Source organism: Paractinoplanes lichenicola (assembly GCF_016785085.1).
GTDB classification, from domain to species: Bacteria; Actinomycetota; Actinomycetes; order Mycobacteriales; family Micromonosporaceae; genus Actinoplanes; species Actinoplanes lichenicola.
Genome location: NZ_JAENHO010000009.1, coordinates 296491 through 312277, shown reverse-complemented (window position 1 = coordinate 312277; position 15787 = coordinate 296491). Strand labels below are relative to the sequence as shown.

The 15787-nt window shown below is 71.2% G+C and carries 13 protein-coding genes; 4 read left to right on the top strand and 9 right to left on the bottom strand.

Features of this window, described 5'->3' with window-relative positions:
• Positions 1-7: 7 nt before the first annotated feature.
• From JKJ07_RS31210 to JKJ07_RS31185, 6 genes are all read right to left on the bottom strand, one after another.
• A complete protein-coding gene (locus JKJ07_RS31210; protein ID WP_202995446.1) occupies positions 8-1477 on the bottom strand; it encodes a gluconokinase in 1470 nt (489 codons plus the stop codon).
• Positions 1478-1513: 36 nt separating this feature from the next.
• Entirely contained in the window at positions 1514-2719 is a 1206-nt protein-coding gene (locus JKJ07_RS31205) for a PP2C family protein-serine/threonine phosphatase (RefSeq protein WP_202995445.1), read from the bottom strand.
• A gap of 50 nt (positions 2720-2769) precedes the next feature.
• Entirely contained in the window at positions 2770-3204 is a 435-nt protein-coding gene (locus JKJ07_RS31200) for a MarR family winged helix-turn-helix transcriptional regulator (protein WP_202995444.1), read from the bottom strand.
• Positions 3205-3233: 29 nt separating this feature from the next.
• Positions 3234-3494, bottom strand: coding sequence for a hypothetical protein (locus tag JKJ07_RS31195; RefSeq protein WP_202995443.1), 261 nt, complete (start codon positions 3492-3494; stop codon positions 3234-3236).
• 137 nt (positions 3495-3631) lie between these two features.
• The gene (locus JKJ07_RS31190) at positions 3632-4312 is read right to left on the bottom strand and encodes a permease prefix domain 1-containing protein (RefSeq protein ID WP_202995442.1); all 681 of its coding nucleotides are present in this window, start codon (positions 4310-4312) and stop codon (positions 3632-3634) included.
• A 47-nt stretch (positions 4313-4359) separates the two neighbouring features.
• On the bottom strand, positions 4360-4680 hold the full coding sequence (locus JKJ07_RS31185) for a PadR family transcriptional regulator (protein WP_202995441.1): 321 nt from the start codon (positions 4678-4680) through the stop codon (positions 4360-4362).
• A gap of 73 nt (positions 4681-4753) precedes the next feature.
• Here JKJ07_RS31185 and JKJ07_RS31180 point away from each other — a divergent pair, with 73 nt between their 5' ends.
• A complete protein-coding gene (locus JKJ07_RS31180; RefSeq protein ID WP_236030173.1) occupies positions 4754-6877 on the top strand; it encodes an MMPL family transporter in 2124 nt (707 codons plus the stop codon).
• Here JKJ07_RS31180 and JKJ07_RS31175 read toward each other — a convergent pair.
• Together JKJ07_RS31175 and JKJ07_RS31170 are read right to left on the bottom strand one after the other, a co-directional pair.
• The gene (locus JKJ07_RS31175) at positions 6874-7260 is read right to left on the bottom strand and encodes a hypothetical protein (protein ID WP_202995440.1); all 387 of its coding nucleotides are present in this window, start codon (positions 7258-7260) and stop codon (positions 6874-6876) included. The two genes, JKJ07_RS31180 and JKJ07_RS31175, sit on opposite strands and share 4 nt — an antisense overlap.
• 211 nt (positions 7261-7471) lie before the next feature.
• Positions 7472-8884 carry a serine/threonine-protein kinase gene (locus JKJ07_RS31170; RefSeq protein ID WP_202995439.1) on the bottom strand — a complete coding sequence of 471 codons (1413 nt, stop codon included), beginning with the start codon at positions 8882-8884 and terminating at the stop codon, positions 7472-7474.
• Between the two features lie 159 nt (positions 8885-9043).
• Here JKJ07_RS31170 and JKJ07_RS31165 point away from each other — a divergent pair, with 159 nt between their 5' ends.
• Genes JKJ07_RS31165 through JKJ07_RS31155 form a run of 3 tightly spaced genes read left to right on the top strand, consistent with a single transcriptional unit; the run spans position 9044 to position 11982 of the window.
• On the top strand, positions 9044-10357 hold the full coding sequence (locus tag JKJ07_RS31165) for a hypothetical protein (protein ID WP_236030171.1): 1314 nt from the start codon (positions 9044-9046) through the stop codon (positions 10355-10357).
• A 1-nt stretch (position 10358) separates the two neighbouring features.
• Positions 10359-10937 carry a class F sortase gene (locus tag JKJ07_RS31160; RefSeq protein ID WP_202995438.1) on the top strand — a complete coding sequence of 193 codons (579 nt, stop codon included), beginning with the start codon at positions 10359-10361 and terminating at the stop codon, positions 10935-10937.
• Complete coding sequence (locus JKJ07_RS31155) at positions 10927-11982, top strand: hypothetical protein (RefSeq protein ID WP_202995437.1); 1056 nt, start codon at positions 10927-10929, stop codon at positions 11980-11982. The genes JKJ07_RS31160 and JKJ07_RS31155 overlap by 11 nt, the downstream gene beginning before the upstream one ends.
• 2626 nt (positions 11983-14608) lie before the next feature.
• Here JKJ07_RS31155 and JKJ07_RS31150 read toward each other — a convergent pair.
• A complete protein-coding gene (locus JKJ07_RS31150; protein WP_202995436.1) occupies positions 14609-15697 on the bottom strand; it encodes a PucR family transcriptional regulator in 1089 nt (362 codons plus the stop codon).
• Positions 15698-15787 lie beyond the last annotated feature (90 nt).

Genomic DNA, 15787 nt, shown 5'->3' with positions numbered 1-15787 from the left:
CTGACCTTCAGCCGTGCACGACCGTGTCGTACAGCTCGGCGAACCGTTCCCGGCGGCCCGCGTAATAGTCGTGGTGCGCGGCCCGCGGCTCGTACGTCTTCCCGGTCGTCCGGGCCGCGCGCTCGATCCCCGGCGCCAGCACGTCGAGGGCGAGCAACGCCGTGCCCCGCTGGGTGGCGCGCGAGCGGGTCACGTGGGTGACGGGCCGGTCGAGCACGTCCGCGAGCACCTGCAGCCACTCCGGCTGGTCGTTGCTGACCCGGCCCGCCGCGGCGACCTCGACGACCTGCGGGGCGGCCGGGTGCAGTTCCGCGGCCACCCGCGCGTACGTCATGGCCACGCCCTCGATGATGCCGCGGAACAGCCCGTCGGCGTCGGTGGCGGCCGAGACCCCGGTCAGCGTGGCGCGGGCCCCACCGGCCCAGCCGGGCGCGCGTTCCCCGGTCAGATACGGCAGCACCAGCGGCGTCGCCTCGCTCGGCGGCGCGGAGAGCACACCGGCCAGGTCGGGGCTGAGCCGCAGGGTGGCCTCGGCCCAGCTGACCGCGCGGCCGACGTCGTTGATCGCGCCGCCGAGCAGCGTGCGCCGCGCGTCGACCCGGTAGTTCCACAGCCCGAACGGCAGCGGGTCGGCCGGGCCGTCGAGCAGCACGCGCAGCGCGCCGCTGGTCGCGGTGGCCGCGGTGAGGACTGTCGCGTCGAGCGCCCCGGAGCCGATGTTGCTGGCCAGGCCGTCGGTGATGACCGGGAACCAGGCGGCCCGGGCCAGGGCGGCCCAGCGTGACGGGGCCGGCACGCTGTCGTCGGTCGGCGGCGACAGCTGCTCGGGAGTGAGACCCGCGACGGCGAGCAGCTCAGGATCAAGTTCCCCCGTACGGCGGTCGAGCAGCCCGGTCCACGCCACCGTCGACGTGCCGGCCAGCGGCTGGCCGATCAGCCGGGACCAGACGTACTCCCCCAGCGACCACCAGGCGGCGACGCGCGTGACGAGGCCCGGCTGCTCGGCCGCGAGCCAGCGCAGGCGCGGGGCGTGATAGCTGGTGTGCAGGCGGGTGCCGGTGCGCTGCTGCACGGCGTGCTCGTCAAGCTCCTGGCGCAGCTGGGCGACCGCCTTCGCGCTGCGGGAGTCGGCGTAGGTCAGGCACGGGGTGAGCGCGCGCCCCGACGCGTCGACCCCGATCAGCGAGGCGGCGAAAGTGTCCATCGCGACTCCGGTGATGCGGGTGGCCAGCCGCGGGTCGCCCGTGACCGCGTCGATGACCTGCTCGACCTCGGCGCTCACCTGGCCGGGGTCGATGACCGAGGTGCCGTCGGGCGCGACGGTGAACGCGTGCGGCACCTTGTGCTGCAGCCCGTGGACCCGCCGCCCGGACGCGTCGTGCACGCCGCCGCGGGTGGCGGTGGAGCCGATGTCGAGCGCGAGAACCAGCGGGTCCAGCGCGGCCTCGAGCGTGACGGAGTCGTCCGTGAGGTGCATCGCCTTGCTATGCCCGCCCCGAAGAGCGGCTGACACTCAGGTGCGGCGCAGCGACAGGACGGCGATGTCGTCGCTCGGCGTCCGGCCCGCCACGACCGACATGGCGGCGGTGCACGCCGATTCCGGGTCGTCGGCGTGCACCGTGTCGGTCAGCGCCTTGATGCCGACGTCGATGATCTGGTCGCGGCGCTCGACGAGCCCATCGGTGTAACACATCAGCAGCGACCCCGGCGCGAAGTCGACGGCCGTCGAACGCCGGCGGGCCCGCCGCCGGATGATGCCGAGCGGCGGGTCGACCGGGACGTCGAGCAGCGCCGTGAGGTGCCCGGGCACGGCCAGCAGGGGACGCAGGTGCCCGGCGCAGGAGAGCAGGACGGTCTCCCGGTCGGCGCTGATCATGGCGTACAGGCAGGTGGTGAGGCTGCCCGCCTCGAAGTGCTGAACCTTCTGGTCGAGCAGGGTCAGCACCTCGGCCGGGTCGCCCGAGATCAGGGCGTAGGCGCGCAGGGCGCTGCGGATGCGGCCCATCACCACGGCCGAGGCCAGCCCGTGCCCGGAGACGTCGCCGATGACCACGCCGAGCCAGCCCGACGGCAGGGTGAACAGGTCGTACCAGTCGCCGCCGACGCCGAAGCCGTGACCGGGCTCGTAGCGCGCCGCCGCGGCCAGACCCGGCAGGGCCGACAGCTTCGGCGGCAGCAGGCTGCGCTGCAGGGCCAGCGCGGCCGCCTGCTCGATCTGGTGGGAGCGGATCTGCCCGGCCGCGCTGGCCCGGTCGGCGGCCAGCTGCAACAGGCGGATGTCGTCGTCGGTGAACGCCCGCGGGAGGAGGGTGCCGACGTGCAGCACGCCGATCACGTCACCGGCGGCGAAGATCGGCACGCCGAGCAGGGAGCGGACCCGCTCGGCCAGCAGCGGGCTGACCACGTCGTGCGGGCCCACCTCGGTGAGCACGATCGGCTGCCGCTCCCGGGCGATGCGCCCGGCGAAACCGTGCCCGGCCGGGATCCGGACGCCCCGGCGCACCTCGTCGCCGAGGCCCTTGGCCGCGGTCGGCACCAGCTGGCGGGTGTTCGGATCGAGCAGCAGGATCGCCGCCGTGTCGGCGTCGATCAGGTCGCACACCCGGTCGAGAAGCTCGTCGAGCAGATCGGCGACGTCCAGGCGGGACAGTGCGGAATCGGCCACGGCTTCCAGACGGCGCAGCCGCTCGCCGGCGCTGGTCACCTCCGCGGAATCCACGCAACTCAGCCTAGACCTGCCCTCGGCGCCCGACCCGGCCGCACCGTCCGTCAGGGGTCCATCGCGCGTGTCGCGTCCCGCAGGAACGTGGTGACGATCTGCTGCGCGTCGGCGTCGAGGGAACGGCTCAGGGCGTCGATGGCCAGGATCGACGGGCGCAGGAACTGCAGGGTGGCCGCCCGCGCGGTCGGCGTGGCCGAGACGGTCACCCGGCGGCGATCCTTGGGGTGGCTGGTGCGTTGCACGTGGCCGGCCTGCTCGAGGCGGTCGATCAGCACCGTCACCGAGGCCGAGCGGATGCCCAGCCGGGAGGCCAGCTCGGCCGGGCCCATCGGGCCGTACTGCTGCAGCAGCGACAGCGCGTTCATGTCGGTGCCGTTGACGCCCAGCTCCCGCGAGGCGCGGGCGGCCAGCTCGCGGGAGGCGCCGATCAGGTGCTGCACGGCGAGGGTGGCCTCGGTCAGCTCCGGCAGGTCGTCACTCATGGGTACCGGGTTCTCTGTCGTGGGTGCGGTCAGCGATATTCGCGCACCTTGGGTACGGGCCAGCCGATGAACGCGGCGATCTCCTCGTCGGGGGTCGAGTCCTGGGTGACCCACTCTTCCAGGGCCCGGCGCAGCGACGGCGGCACCCCGGCCGTGACGACGTCGGGCCAGTAGGCCTCGCCGAACAGCTCGTCCCCCAGCCGCGCCCGGGCCAGGTCGGCGACGAACGGCGCCTCCAGATAGCGCCGGACGTGCTCGCGGCAGGGCTCGTCACGGCCGGGCGGGGGCATGGACGGCTCCTTCACGGGGTCGCTAGGCTATCTAGCATCTCTACAACCGAGATATTCCGCAACCCCCGGCGAGCAGCGAAAATGGCCCGACGACGAGAGCTCGCGGCGGTGTGGGCCGGCGCACAGGCCGGAGAGGATCAGACGGAGCGCTGCGCTACCCGAGCTTCCCAATCCGGGCGAGCTCTGGCCGGAGCTGTCGCCACCAGGGTCCGTCGCGCGCTGACCGCGGCCACGGCGAGTGGCAGCACCAGCAGCAGCGTGACGAGGAGCCAGGCCAGGGGGCCGAGGCCCGCGCCGACGGCCATGCCGGCGGCCATCATCGGCAGCACGACCGCGGCGACCAGGGTGAACCGGGCCGTGGCACGCGCGATCCGGCGGCCGGCGGGGCGCAGGCGGTTGCCGATGCCGGTCGCGAGCAGGCCGAGGACCGCGCCGGCGATCATGACGGCGCCGCCGAGCTCGATCAGCTCGTCGAGGAAGGCGAACCACCACGCGTCGGTCGGGTGCGCCGGGGCGGCCACGTCGGCCAGGCGCAGGCCCTGATCCCACAGGAACGGCTGGAACATCAAAGACACGGTCAAAATCCATGCCGTACGGCGGGAGGAGGCCACGGCCAGCGTGGTCTGATACGCCTCGGCGATCTCGGCGACCGGCCCGAAGTCGGCCTCCGCGCGCGCCCGGGCCTCGTCGGCCGGCCACCCCCGCTCGACCAGGGCGGCGGTCGCGTCCTCCAGGTGGCCGGCCGCCTCCTGCAGCAGGTCACGCTTGACCCGCCGCGGCCCGACCAGGGCGGCGTCGAGCTCCGCGAGGTACGTCACCCGGCCATCCTGCCAATCGGGCCGGGCCGCCACATCCGGTATCACCCCTAGGCCGGCTTGAGGACGTCGCCGACGACGCGGGAGAACTGGTCCCACTCCTCGCGGGCGGCGGCCAGTCGTTTGTGGCCGGAACGAGACAGCGTGTACGTGCGGCGGCGCCGGCCGGAGTCGTCGGACCAGTCGCTGCGCAGGTAACCGGCCGCCTCGAGCCGGCGCAGGGCCGGATAGACGGTGCCGGTCGGCAGGTCGAGCTCGCCGCCGCTGCGGGCCGCCAGCGCCTCGATGATCGCGTAACCGTGCCGGGGCCGGCCCTCGACGGTCGCGAGGATCAGCGCGTCGAGGTGACCACGGAGCGCGTCGGCCTTCATGTAGACAGCCTACACAACTTCGCTATACGTTGTCTGCCTACACGTAGCCAGACGACATGTAGGGAGACTTCCCTTGACCACCACCGAGTCGCCGCCCGCCGCGCCGCACGGGGAGCGCCACACCCGGATGACCCGGCTCGCCGGCTGGTCGCAACGCCACCACTGGGCGGCCATCGCGCTGTGGATCGTGGCGCTGGCCGCGATCATCGGCGGGTCCACGGCCGCCGGCAGCGATTATCAGAACGACTTCTCGCTGCCCGGCACCGAATCCGAGCAACTTCTGGACGCGTACGCGCAACACAGCCCGCAGCAGCAGGGCGACAGCGTGACCGTGGTCGTGCAGTCGGCCCGCGGCATCGCGGCGGAGCAGGCCCGGATCGACGCGTTGCTCGCCGACCTGCGCGGTCTCGCCCATGTGGCCGCAGTTCAACCACCAGACCCCCGTACGGGGGGAGTCTCTCCCGACGGCACGGTGGGGCTCGCGACCGTGGCGCTCGACGACGCCGCGGGTTACATCCCGGCCGGCGACAAACGCGCAATCATGGACGCCGCGCTCGCGCACGATCGTGACGGTTTGCGCGTGGAGTTGTCCGGCGACGCCATCCGCGAGGTCGAGGAGTCGGGCGGCGGCGCGAGCGAGGGCGCCGGCATGCTCGCCGCGCTGATCATCCTGCTGTTCCTGTTCGGTTCGCTGCTGGCCGCCGCGCTGCCGCTGATCACCGCGGTGTTCGCCGTGGGCACGACGTTCGGCCTGGTCGGGCTGGCCTCGCACGTGCTGACGATCCCCGACTACACGGCGCCGATGCTGATCCTGGTCGGCCTGGGCGTCGGCATCGACTACTCGCTGCTCGTCTTTGCGCGATATCGCTCGGAGTTGCTCGCCGGGGTCACCCGCGAGGTGGCCGCGCGGACAGCTTTGGACACCGCCGGACGCTCGGTGTTGTTCGCGGGCGCCACGGTCGTCATCGCACTGCTCGGCCTCTACACGCTCGGGCTGGGCTCGCTCGAGGGCGTGGCGCTCAGCGTCACCCTGACCGTGCTCATGACGATGCTCGCCTCGCTCACTTTGCTGCCGTCGCTGCTCACCATCTTCGGCCGCCGGATCGAGCGCAGCATCCGCAAACACGCGGCGCGCAACGAACGTCGCGGCCGCGTTCCGGGTCGTCGCTGGCGTTCGTGGGCCACGCTCGTGCAGCGCCGCCCGGTGCCTGCATTGCTCATCGCAGTGGCCGTTCTTGGCGCTTTGTGCGCGCCGGCGCTCGGCATGCGGCTCGGCCTGGCCGACGAGGGCAACGACGCGCCGACCAGCACCACCCGGCAGGCCTACGACCTGATCGCCTCGTCGTTCGGGCCCGGCGCCAACGGCCCGCTGATCGTGGTGACCCTCAACGGCGACAAGACCAAGGCCCAGACCGCGTACGAGGAACTGGGCCGGCACGCCGGCATCGCGGACGCCACTCCCCCACAGCCGTCCGAAGACGGGCAGTTGCTGACCAGCCTGGCCTTCCCCACGACGTCGCCGCAGGACGCCGAGACCGCCGACCTGGTCGAACAGCTGCGCGCCGACCTGCCCGACGGGGTGCTGGTCGGCGGCCCGACCGCGGCCACGGTCGACTTCGCCTCGGCCGTCGACCGCCGCTTCCCCCTCTTCATCGGCGCGGTGGTCGGCCTGTCGGCGCTGCTGCTCCTGCTGGTCTTCCGCTCGGTAGCCATCGCCGTCAAGGCAGCCATCCTCAACCTGCTCTCCATCGGCGCCTCCCTCGGCGTGATGGTGCTGGTCTTCCAGAACGGCTGGCTGGGGGCTTCGCCAGGCCCGATCGAGGCCTTCGTCCCCGTCATCATCTTCGCCATCGTGTTCGGCCTGTCGATGGACTACGAGGTCTTCCTGGTCTCCCGCATGCACGAGGAGTGGACCCGCACACGCGACGCCACCCACGCCGTACGCGAGGGCCTGGCCACGACCGGCAGCGTCATCACGGCCGCCGCCGCCATCATGATCGTGGTCTTCGGCGCCTTCGTCCTCAGCCCCGACCGCATGCTGCAGATGATGGGCCTGGGCATGGCCACCGCGGTCCTGCTGGACGCCCTGGTCATCCGCTGCCTGATCGTGCCCGCGGTAATGCGCCTGCTGGGCGAACGCGCCTGGTGGGGACCACGCTGGCTACAACGCACCCTCCCCACCGTCCGCGTCGACTAGTCCTGCGGGTAGCAGGAGTTCTCCGGGTACCAGCGGGAGGCGTAGCCGTTCCAGACGGCCCGCCACTTGCGGATGTCTCCCCTGAGCTCCGCGAACGAGTAATACTCGCGGACACCTTTCGCGCCCTCATCGACGCGGGCCGACATGACGGCTCCGTCGATCGGGTTGGCGTCGTAGATGTCGATCGTCCAGTAACCGGCATACCAGTGGAACCGGGCGGATCCGAGGAAGTCGTTGTTGTCGGCGATGTAGTCGATGACCAGCCCTTCCCGCTCGCAGAAGACGGTGCGACTGAAGGCTTGGGCGGCCTGCGCGGTGCCGGCCAGGGCGGCGGCGCCGACCATCAGCACGACCAGCATCCGGGCGACAATTCTCCGAACCATGGAGGGTCCTTTCCTGGGGCTGCACACCGGAAGAGATGCGAGCGAGTCTGGTCGACCGGCCGGCTGCGGTGCCTGACCGCCCTGTCAGCGAACGATCTCGCACGGACCCTGCGGAATTCCTGCGGAGCCGGCCACGGTCGAAACGACCCGGCCGGCCACCGCGGGGTGACAGCGCGCTACCGCCAACCGAACCGGCAGCTGAGCCCTGCGGCTACTTGGCGGGGACCCGGCTCAGGGTGGGGAGCACGGTGAGCAGGGTGGGCAGGTCGGCGGACCAGTCGGCGGCCGGGGCGCGCCAGTCCACCGCGTACGACTGGTCGCCGACCTCGACGATTTGGCGGAGCGCGCGGGTGCGTCCGGCCTCCGGGTCCTGATAGGTGTATTCCCAGACCGCGCCCGAGGTGCCGGGGGTGATCCGGATGCGGCGATAGCCGGCCAGCGTCGACCGGGTCTCGACGGCGGTCAGGGCCACCACCGCGTCGCCCGGGGTGGTCCACCGGGACACGCCCATCACCGTCTTCCCGTCGGGGGCGGTGCAGGTCAGGCGGCCGCCGCGGAAGGACGGCTTCCAGTCCGCGGGCATCGCCACGCGGTATTCGTCGCGGGGCTCGGTCCACCACCGGAAGCCTGCGGGCAGGGCGGCGGGCCGGGCGATCGCCGGGGCGGAGGACGCTGACGGCGACGGGGACTGTGACGGCGACGGGTTGACCGCGGGCTGGTCGGCGAACGCCACCCCGGCGAAGGCGATCGCCGCGGCGGCCGTGACCGCCGTACCGGCCCGCAGCAGGGTGGTGCGGCGGGTGGCGGGGGCGATGCGGCGCAGCCGGCGGCGGGTCTCGGCCGCGGTCATGCGGGTGGCCGGGTCGCGGCGCATGAGACCGGTCAGCACCGGCTCGAGCGGGCCGGCCAGCTCGTACGGGTCGGGGGTGCCGGCGTCGGCCGCGTGCAGGGCGTCGTCGGTGGTGTCGCGGGTGAACGGGGTGCGGCCCTCGACCGCGTGGTAGAGCGTCGCGCCCAGTGACCACAGGTCGCAGCGTTCGTCGGTGACCAGGTCGAAGAGGCGTTCGGGGGCGACGTATTTCGGTGAGCCGAGGATGACGTCGGCCGCGGCCAGGGCGGCCACCCCGGGCTTGCTGCCGGCCGGGCCGAAGTCGGTGAGGACCGCGCGGCCGTCGTCGGCGATCAGCACGTTGGACGGTTTGACGTCGAGGTGCAGCACGTCGGCGTCCCAGGCGGCGGTCAGGGCGGCCAGCAGGTCGAGGCCGATGCGGGCGACCCGGGCGGGCGGCATCGGGCCCTCGTCGAGGATCAGGTCGAGCAGGGAGCGGGACGGCACGTACTCCATCACGATCCACGGGGCGTCGCCGTCGAGCAGGACGTCGAGGGTGCGAATCACGTTCGGGTGATGAATGCGGGCGAACGCGCGGGCCTCCCGGGGCACCCACAACCGTACGAGGGAACGCTTTTCCGGGGTGAGCGATTTGGGCAGGCCGCACTTCTTGAGGGCGACAGTCCTGCCCGTACGCTCGTCGACCGCCAGCCAGACGTGCCCGAGCCCGCCCTTCGCCAGCGGGCCGAGCACACGCCAGCGCGCAGCGATGAGGTCGCCCGCCGCCGTCTGCACCACTTGAAGGTACCCCGGACGTGCATGTATGAACGTCGGTGATCGGGCGACCGCCATCGGACGTGTGGGCGCGGGCCTCGGCCGTCCGGTGGAGTCGACCGGTGTCGATGCCGGGCGTAAGGTCGGCGGGCGTAACCGTGACCTGCGAAGGCGAGACGCATGCGGAAACTCGGATACCGGATCGCGGCGATCGCCGTGGTCACCGCGACAGCGGCCACCGTGGCGGTCGGGTCGGCGTCAGCGGGCAGGATCGCCGCGGCGGTGCGGGCGACGGAGACGACGGCGCAGACCCCGGTCGGGCGGATGGTCGCGGCTGACCTGCGCGCGCCCGCCGGCGGCTCCCCGGCCGACCTGGCCGTGCAGTTCGAGGCGTTGCTGGGGCAGCACGCGGTGCTCGCGGCGAACATGATGCGCAGCCGGGTCCGTGGCGACGACGACTTCGTGCAGGCCGCGAACGCCTCGCTCGGGCAGAACACGACCGACATGACCGGCCTGGTCGGGCAGCTTTTCGGCGCGCCCACGGCCGAGAAGTTCCGGCCCCTGTGGTCGCAGCACGTCGTCGCGCTGTTCGGTTATGCGGGCGCCCTCGCCGACCACGACGACCAGGCCAAGACCACCGCCCGTACGCAGTTGACCAGGTTCGAGGGTCAATTGGCCGCGTTCTTCTCGGGCGCGTCGCAAGGCCGTCTGCCGCTGGCCACCGCGCGCAGCCTCGTCGTCATGCACATCCAGCACCTGACCGGTCAGGCCGACGCGTACGCCGCCGGTGACTACGCCAAATCCGACGCGCTCTCGCGGCTCGGTTTCCAGCACACGTACGACCTGGGGCTGGGTCTGGCCAAGGCGCTGCTCCCGCCGGCCGACACCGCGGTGCTGGAGCAACCGGTCTGGCGGCTGCGCTCCCAACTGGGCAAGCTGCTGGCCGAGCACGCCGTGCTGATCGAGGACGCGACCCGGGCCGCGGTCACCCGCACCCCCGACTTCAGCGCGGCCGGGGCCTCGCTCAACGCCAACACCAGCGACATCGCCGCGGCCATGGACACGTTGTTCGGCGGGACGGCGGCCCGGCAGTTCCAGACCCTGTGGGGCTCGCACGTCGAGGCGCTGGTCTCGTACGCGGCGGCGACCGCGGGCCAGGACGAAGCCAAGCAGAAGCAGGCGCGCGATCGGCTCACGTCGTTCCAGCAGCGCATGGGCAAGTTCCTGTCCGACGCCACCAGCGGCCGGGCCACCCCCGCGGCCATGACGTCGGCGCTGGCCGAGCACGACCGCATGCTGCTCGAGCACGCCGACGCGTACGCGGCCAAGGACTATCCGAAGGCCCACACCATCGCCTACGAGACCTATGACCACATGTTCCACCTCGCCCGTACGCTGGCCGACGCGTTCGGCGGCGCGGTGGCGGCCCGGCTGCCCAAGGGAGGCGCGCAGACCGGTTTCGGCGGGCTGGCCGGCGTCGTGGAACACTTCTGACATGCGCCGGTTCGCCGCCGCCCTGGTGGCGGTCGCCCTTTTGACGGCCTGCGGCCCCGACCGCCCCGAGTCCGAGCCGCCCCCGCCCGCGCCGCCCAACCCGGCCGACAGCTTCTCCTCCAGCACCACGTACGAGACCGTGGCCCGCCCGACGCACATCCGCATCCCGTCCCTCAAGGTGGACAGCAAGATCATCGACCTCGGCCTGCAACCGGACGGCGAGATCGAGGTGCCCTCCAGCGTGTCGGTCGCCGGCTGGTACGACGGCGGCCCGCGCCCCGGCCAGGACGGTCCCGCGGTGATCCTCGGCCACGTCGACTCCTCGAACGGCCCGGGCATCTTCGTCGACCTGCACAAGGTCAAGACCGGCACGGTGATCGAGGTCGACCGGGCCGACGGCAGCACCGCCACCTTCAAAATCAGCAAACTGTCCCGGGTGGCCAAGACCCGCTTCCCGACCGACCTGGTCTACGCACCGTCCCTCGACCCCACCTTGCGCCTGGTCACCTGCGGCGGCACGTTCGACCAGGCCCGCGGCAGCTACCGCGACAACGTCATCGCGTACGCCGATGCGGTGTAGGTTCGCCGTCGCCACGCTGGCGGCCTTCCTGATCGCGCTCGCGGCCTCCTTGATCGCGCTCGCGCCACTGCCGGTCCAGGCGACCCCGGCCGGGACTGTGCCGCTGCCGGTCGGGGCGGTGCTCACGGGCGACGACGAGACGGCGGTCGTGGTCGACCTCAGCGCGAGCAGCCGCCCCGGTTCCCCGTCGGCCCAGGTCACCACCGACGGCGTACGGCGTAAGGCCGACATCACGCCGCTCATGTCGACCGGCCTGGCCGTCACGATCGTGGTCGACACCTCACTCACCGACGCCACCTCGGTGCCGGCCTGGCTCAGCGCCGGCGCCCGGTTCATCCTCGAAGCCCCACCCGGCACCTGGGCCACGGTGATCGGCGACTCGGCCCCCGCCACCGCGATCGCCCCGCCCCAACAGGACCCGGCAGGCATCGTGGCCGCCCTCGGCGGCGTACAGGCGCATGGAGAACGCGACACCGCCGCCGCCCTCGACCTGGCCGCCCGCCAGTTCCCCGACGTGCCCGCAGGCCGCAAACTCGCCGTCGTCTACACAGGCGCAACCGACGCCGGCGGCCCGTCCGCACAGGAACTCGGCGAACGTTTCCGCAAAGCCGGCATCATCCTGGTCGTCGCCACCACAGCCGGCGCCAGCCCGTATTGGAGCACCGCCGCCGAGGCCACCGGCGGCTTCTTCGCCCCCGCCGGCAACCCAGCCGTGGTCCCCGCCCTGGACCAGGTCGAAACCACCCTGCGCGGCCGCTACCTAGTGCGCTTCCCAACCCCCGCCACCCGCCCGGCCACGGTCCCGCTACACATCACCACCCCCGACCTGACCCTGTCGGCCGACGTACCCGTCCCCGCCGCGGCCCCACCCCCCGACCCCACCGGCCCGGACCGCATGCTGATCCTCGCCGCGGTGTCCACCACCGCCCTCGTCGTGGTCGGCCTGCTCGTTACGTGGCTTCTGGGCTACCGCGCCCGCCGCAAACGCCGCCCCCCACCCATCGTGATAGCCCACGGCCGCGCAGTAGTCCCACCCCGCGACTGACCCGCTCCGCCCCAGGTTGAGCCGTTACTGTCTGCAGCCCTGTAAGTGAGCACTCACATCCGACAGCCTGGGTGAGACAGCATCGCCCCAAACTTGGTAAGTGAGTACTCACTTCCGCATCGAAGCGCGAACAGCCCCGGCGAGACGGCCAGCACCACCCCAAGGCCTAGTAAGTGAGTACTCACATCCACACCAAGGCGCGTCAGTCTGGGTGAGACAGCCCCGCTCATACCTGGTAAGTGAGTACTCACTTATGCGTCGAAGTGCGAGACAGCCCCAACAAGACAGCCAACACCCATCCCAGGCCAAGTAAGTGAGCACTCACATCCACACCAGGGCGCGACTGTCCGGGTGAGCGCGACTGTCCGGGTGAGCGCGACTGTCCGGGTGAGCGCGACTGTCCGGGTGAGCGCGACTGTCCGGGCGAGCGCGACTGTCCGGGCGAGCGCGACTGTCCGGGTGAGCGCGACTGTCCGGGCGAGCGCGACTGTCCGGGCGAGCGCGACTGTCCGGGCGAGCGCGACTGTCCGGGCGAGCGCGACTGTCCGGGCGAGCGCGACTGTCCGGTGAGCGCGACTGTCCGGTGAGCGCGACTGTCCGGTGAGCGCGACTGTCCGAGTGAGCGCGACTATCTGGGTGAGACAGCACCGCCTCATACCTGATAAGTGAGTACTCACTTCAGCGTCGAAGCGCGAGACAGACCCGGATGGGACAGCTAGCACCCCTTCCCCGACTCGGTAAGTGAGTACTCACACCCGTAAGTAAGTGAGCACTCACATCCGCAGCGCGGCACGAGACAGCCCGAACGGGGTGACACCCCCAGACTCCGTATTCGAAACTCGCAACCGCGTTGAGGCGCGAGGAAGTCCCGACGCCTGAAGAGGACTGGGCAGAGCCGGTCTCGAATCTGGGGAGGAACAGCAACGACACTCACGAGCCGCAGAGACAAGGGGCAGTCCCGCGAGACACCACTCCCCTAAGCCCTGTAAGTGAGGACTCACAACCATATCGAGGCGCGAGACAGCCCCGACGAAACGGCACGTGGACGGACGGCTTGGCCACGGTGCAGAGACGCTGGCCATCCGACTTCGACACCAGTGACGCGCCGACTCGACGGCGCTCCGGCGACGATCCGCGTGGGATGAGGCCGCCGCAGATTGGCGAGTCGCAGTCATCCGTAGCCCGGCCGTCACGTAGATCGCTCGCATAACCACACTCACAGAAGAACGAGCCGCAGCTACGAAAATTGCACCTGCCGCCAGCGCGAAAGAATGACGATACGTAGCCACAAGGGCTGCTCTTGAAAGCGCCACCACAGAATGACGAGTTGCAGCGACCCGCGGCTGATTACGGCATCGAGTGTCACCTCGACCACAATCCGACAGTGACCACAGTAACTCATCAAAATGCAACGAGCGACGGCAAGCCTCGAAACAGCAACCCCAAGCGGGGTTAATCGCCGCCGCCCTGGGCGCGCAGCCTCAATAACCAGAGTGCCACCGGCCGCCGACTGGACCTTGGCGCCCGATCCCCGAGCCTCAGCGGCCCGCGCCTCAGCGGCCCGCGCCTCAGCGGCCCGCGCCTCAGCGGCCCGCGCCTCCGCAACTCCCGCCTTAGTAGCCGGAGCCTCCGCAGCTCGCGCCTCAACAGCGGGAGCCTCCGCAGCTCGCGCCTCAACAGCCGGAGCCTCCGTAGCTCGAATCTTAACTGCCTGAGCCCCCGCGGCTCGCGCTTCCGCAGCTCGTGGCTCCGTAGCCTTCGACCTCGAGGAGGCTGGCGGCGCGGACCGACTCGGATGACTGAGGGCCTCGACCCCGAACCACAATGCCTCACCACGGCTGTGCAAATACTTCAGCTTCTCGGCATGGCGCCGGTATAGACCCCAAGCGCGCCGCCGCTCATGATCGCGCCGGAATTCGTCTCGGCTGGGCGAATAATTGCGCGCCCTGGTGCGATCACGCATGGCTGAGATCTCGGCTCGGCCAAAGAGCGACAATTGGCGGTTCATACGAGTATTATCTCGCAATCACCACGGGCAATGTCAGCATTCGATCATGCCAATCGAACGTTGGCGCAAACGCCATCTGGGGCAACGAATACTATTCGCGGCGCACGGTAGAGGCGGATAAATCGTCGACCGGAGGGCGGGGTAAGGGCCGCAGTGAGGGCAGGGCCACGGGCGCGAGGGAGCAACGGAAAGGGCGAGTGGATGGGGCGGAGACGTAGCGAGGTGACAGAAAAGGGCGCGGGTGGATGGCGGCAATGGCGAAGCGGCGGGGTGGCTGCGACGGTGAAGGCGTGGGGCGGTCAGAGCGTGCACAAAAGGCGCGAAGACCAGGGAGGGGTGACGTCAGGGGTAAGGGCAGAGGCGCGGAAAGGGCTAAGGGACGGCACGGAGACGCAGCGAGGCGAGAAAGGGCAGGGGGTGAGTGGCGGCGAGGGTTACGGCCAGGAAGGGGCGCGGCCAAGAGAAGGGGATGGCTCCAGAGGCGAGGCGTGGGAGGGCGAGGGGATGGAGCGGAGACGCAGCGAGGTGAGAAAGGAAGGGGTGAGTGGCGGCGAAGGCTAGGAAGGGGGCGCGGGCAAGGGAAGGGGATGGCCCTGAAGGTGAGGCGAGGGCGGGCCGTCAGGAGAGTTCTTGGTAGCGGAGGGCCATCAGAATGTCGGCGCGGACCAGGGCCGCTGGGGTGTCGGCGTGGAGGGCGTCGGTGATTTGGCGTAAGCGGTATGTGACGGTGTTTTCGTGTAGGCGTAGGGCTACCGCTGTGGCTCGGGTGGACAGGCCGTTGTGCAGGTAGACGCGGAGGGTTTCGACCAGGGGTGGCTTGGCCAGGATCGGGCCCAGGGCGTGCGCGACCACCTGGCGGGCGTCCAGCGGGTTCTCCAAGAGCAGCACGTCGGCGGCGACGGCGGCGAATTCGACTACGCCCGTGGTGCCGGCGGCGTGGCCTGCTTCGGCGGCGGCCATGGCTTCGCGGCAGGAGCCGGCTACCTCGCCGAAGCGGGGGCGTGGCAAGCCTACGCCGATGAGCAGGCCGGGGCTGCGGGCGGCGCGGGTGAGGGCCGCGATCAGGCCGGGGACCTCGGGGGTGACGATCACCGCCACGTCGTCGCGGGTGCCGACCACCGTGCGGCTGTGCAGCATCGGGCGTAGCGCGTCGAGCACGACGCGCTGGGCCCGTGGCAGCAGCTGCGACCCGCGGACGGCCAGGGCCCGGTGCGAGCCTTGCACGGCCACGCCGATCAGTTTGGCCCGTTCCTCGATGACTTGCGGGTCGAGCAGTTCGCCGCCGGTCAGCCGGGAGACCAGGTCGGTGGCCATCTGTTCCAGGTGGGCGGCCACCTCCGTACGGGCTCGGCGGTAGGCCTCGGTCGACGTGGAGGTCATCCGGTCGACGGCGGCGGCCAGGTCGCGGGTGACCTGGCGGTGCTCGTCGGGGGTGAACGGCGCGTCCACGGTGGCCAGCCACGTGAAGACCTCGCGTTCGGCCCGGTGCCACGACGTCACCACGGCCTCGATGGGCACGCCCTGGATGGCCCGGCGCTCGCCCAGGGCGGCCGCGGTGATCAGTTCGGGGCCGGCCGGCAGGCGCCGCTCGCCGACGCAGAACAGCAGCGTACGGATGTTGGGGGTGATCGTGCCGGCCAGGTCGGCCAGGTCCATGCGGTCCTCGTCATAGCCCGGTAACTGCCGCCACACATCTGTTACCAGCACCTGTGCCAGGTCCGTAACACGGCTGAGAAGAAGGTGTGCCCGTTGTGGGACATCCACAAGAAGTCGCCGCCGTTCTTCCGGTCTGCCTGG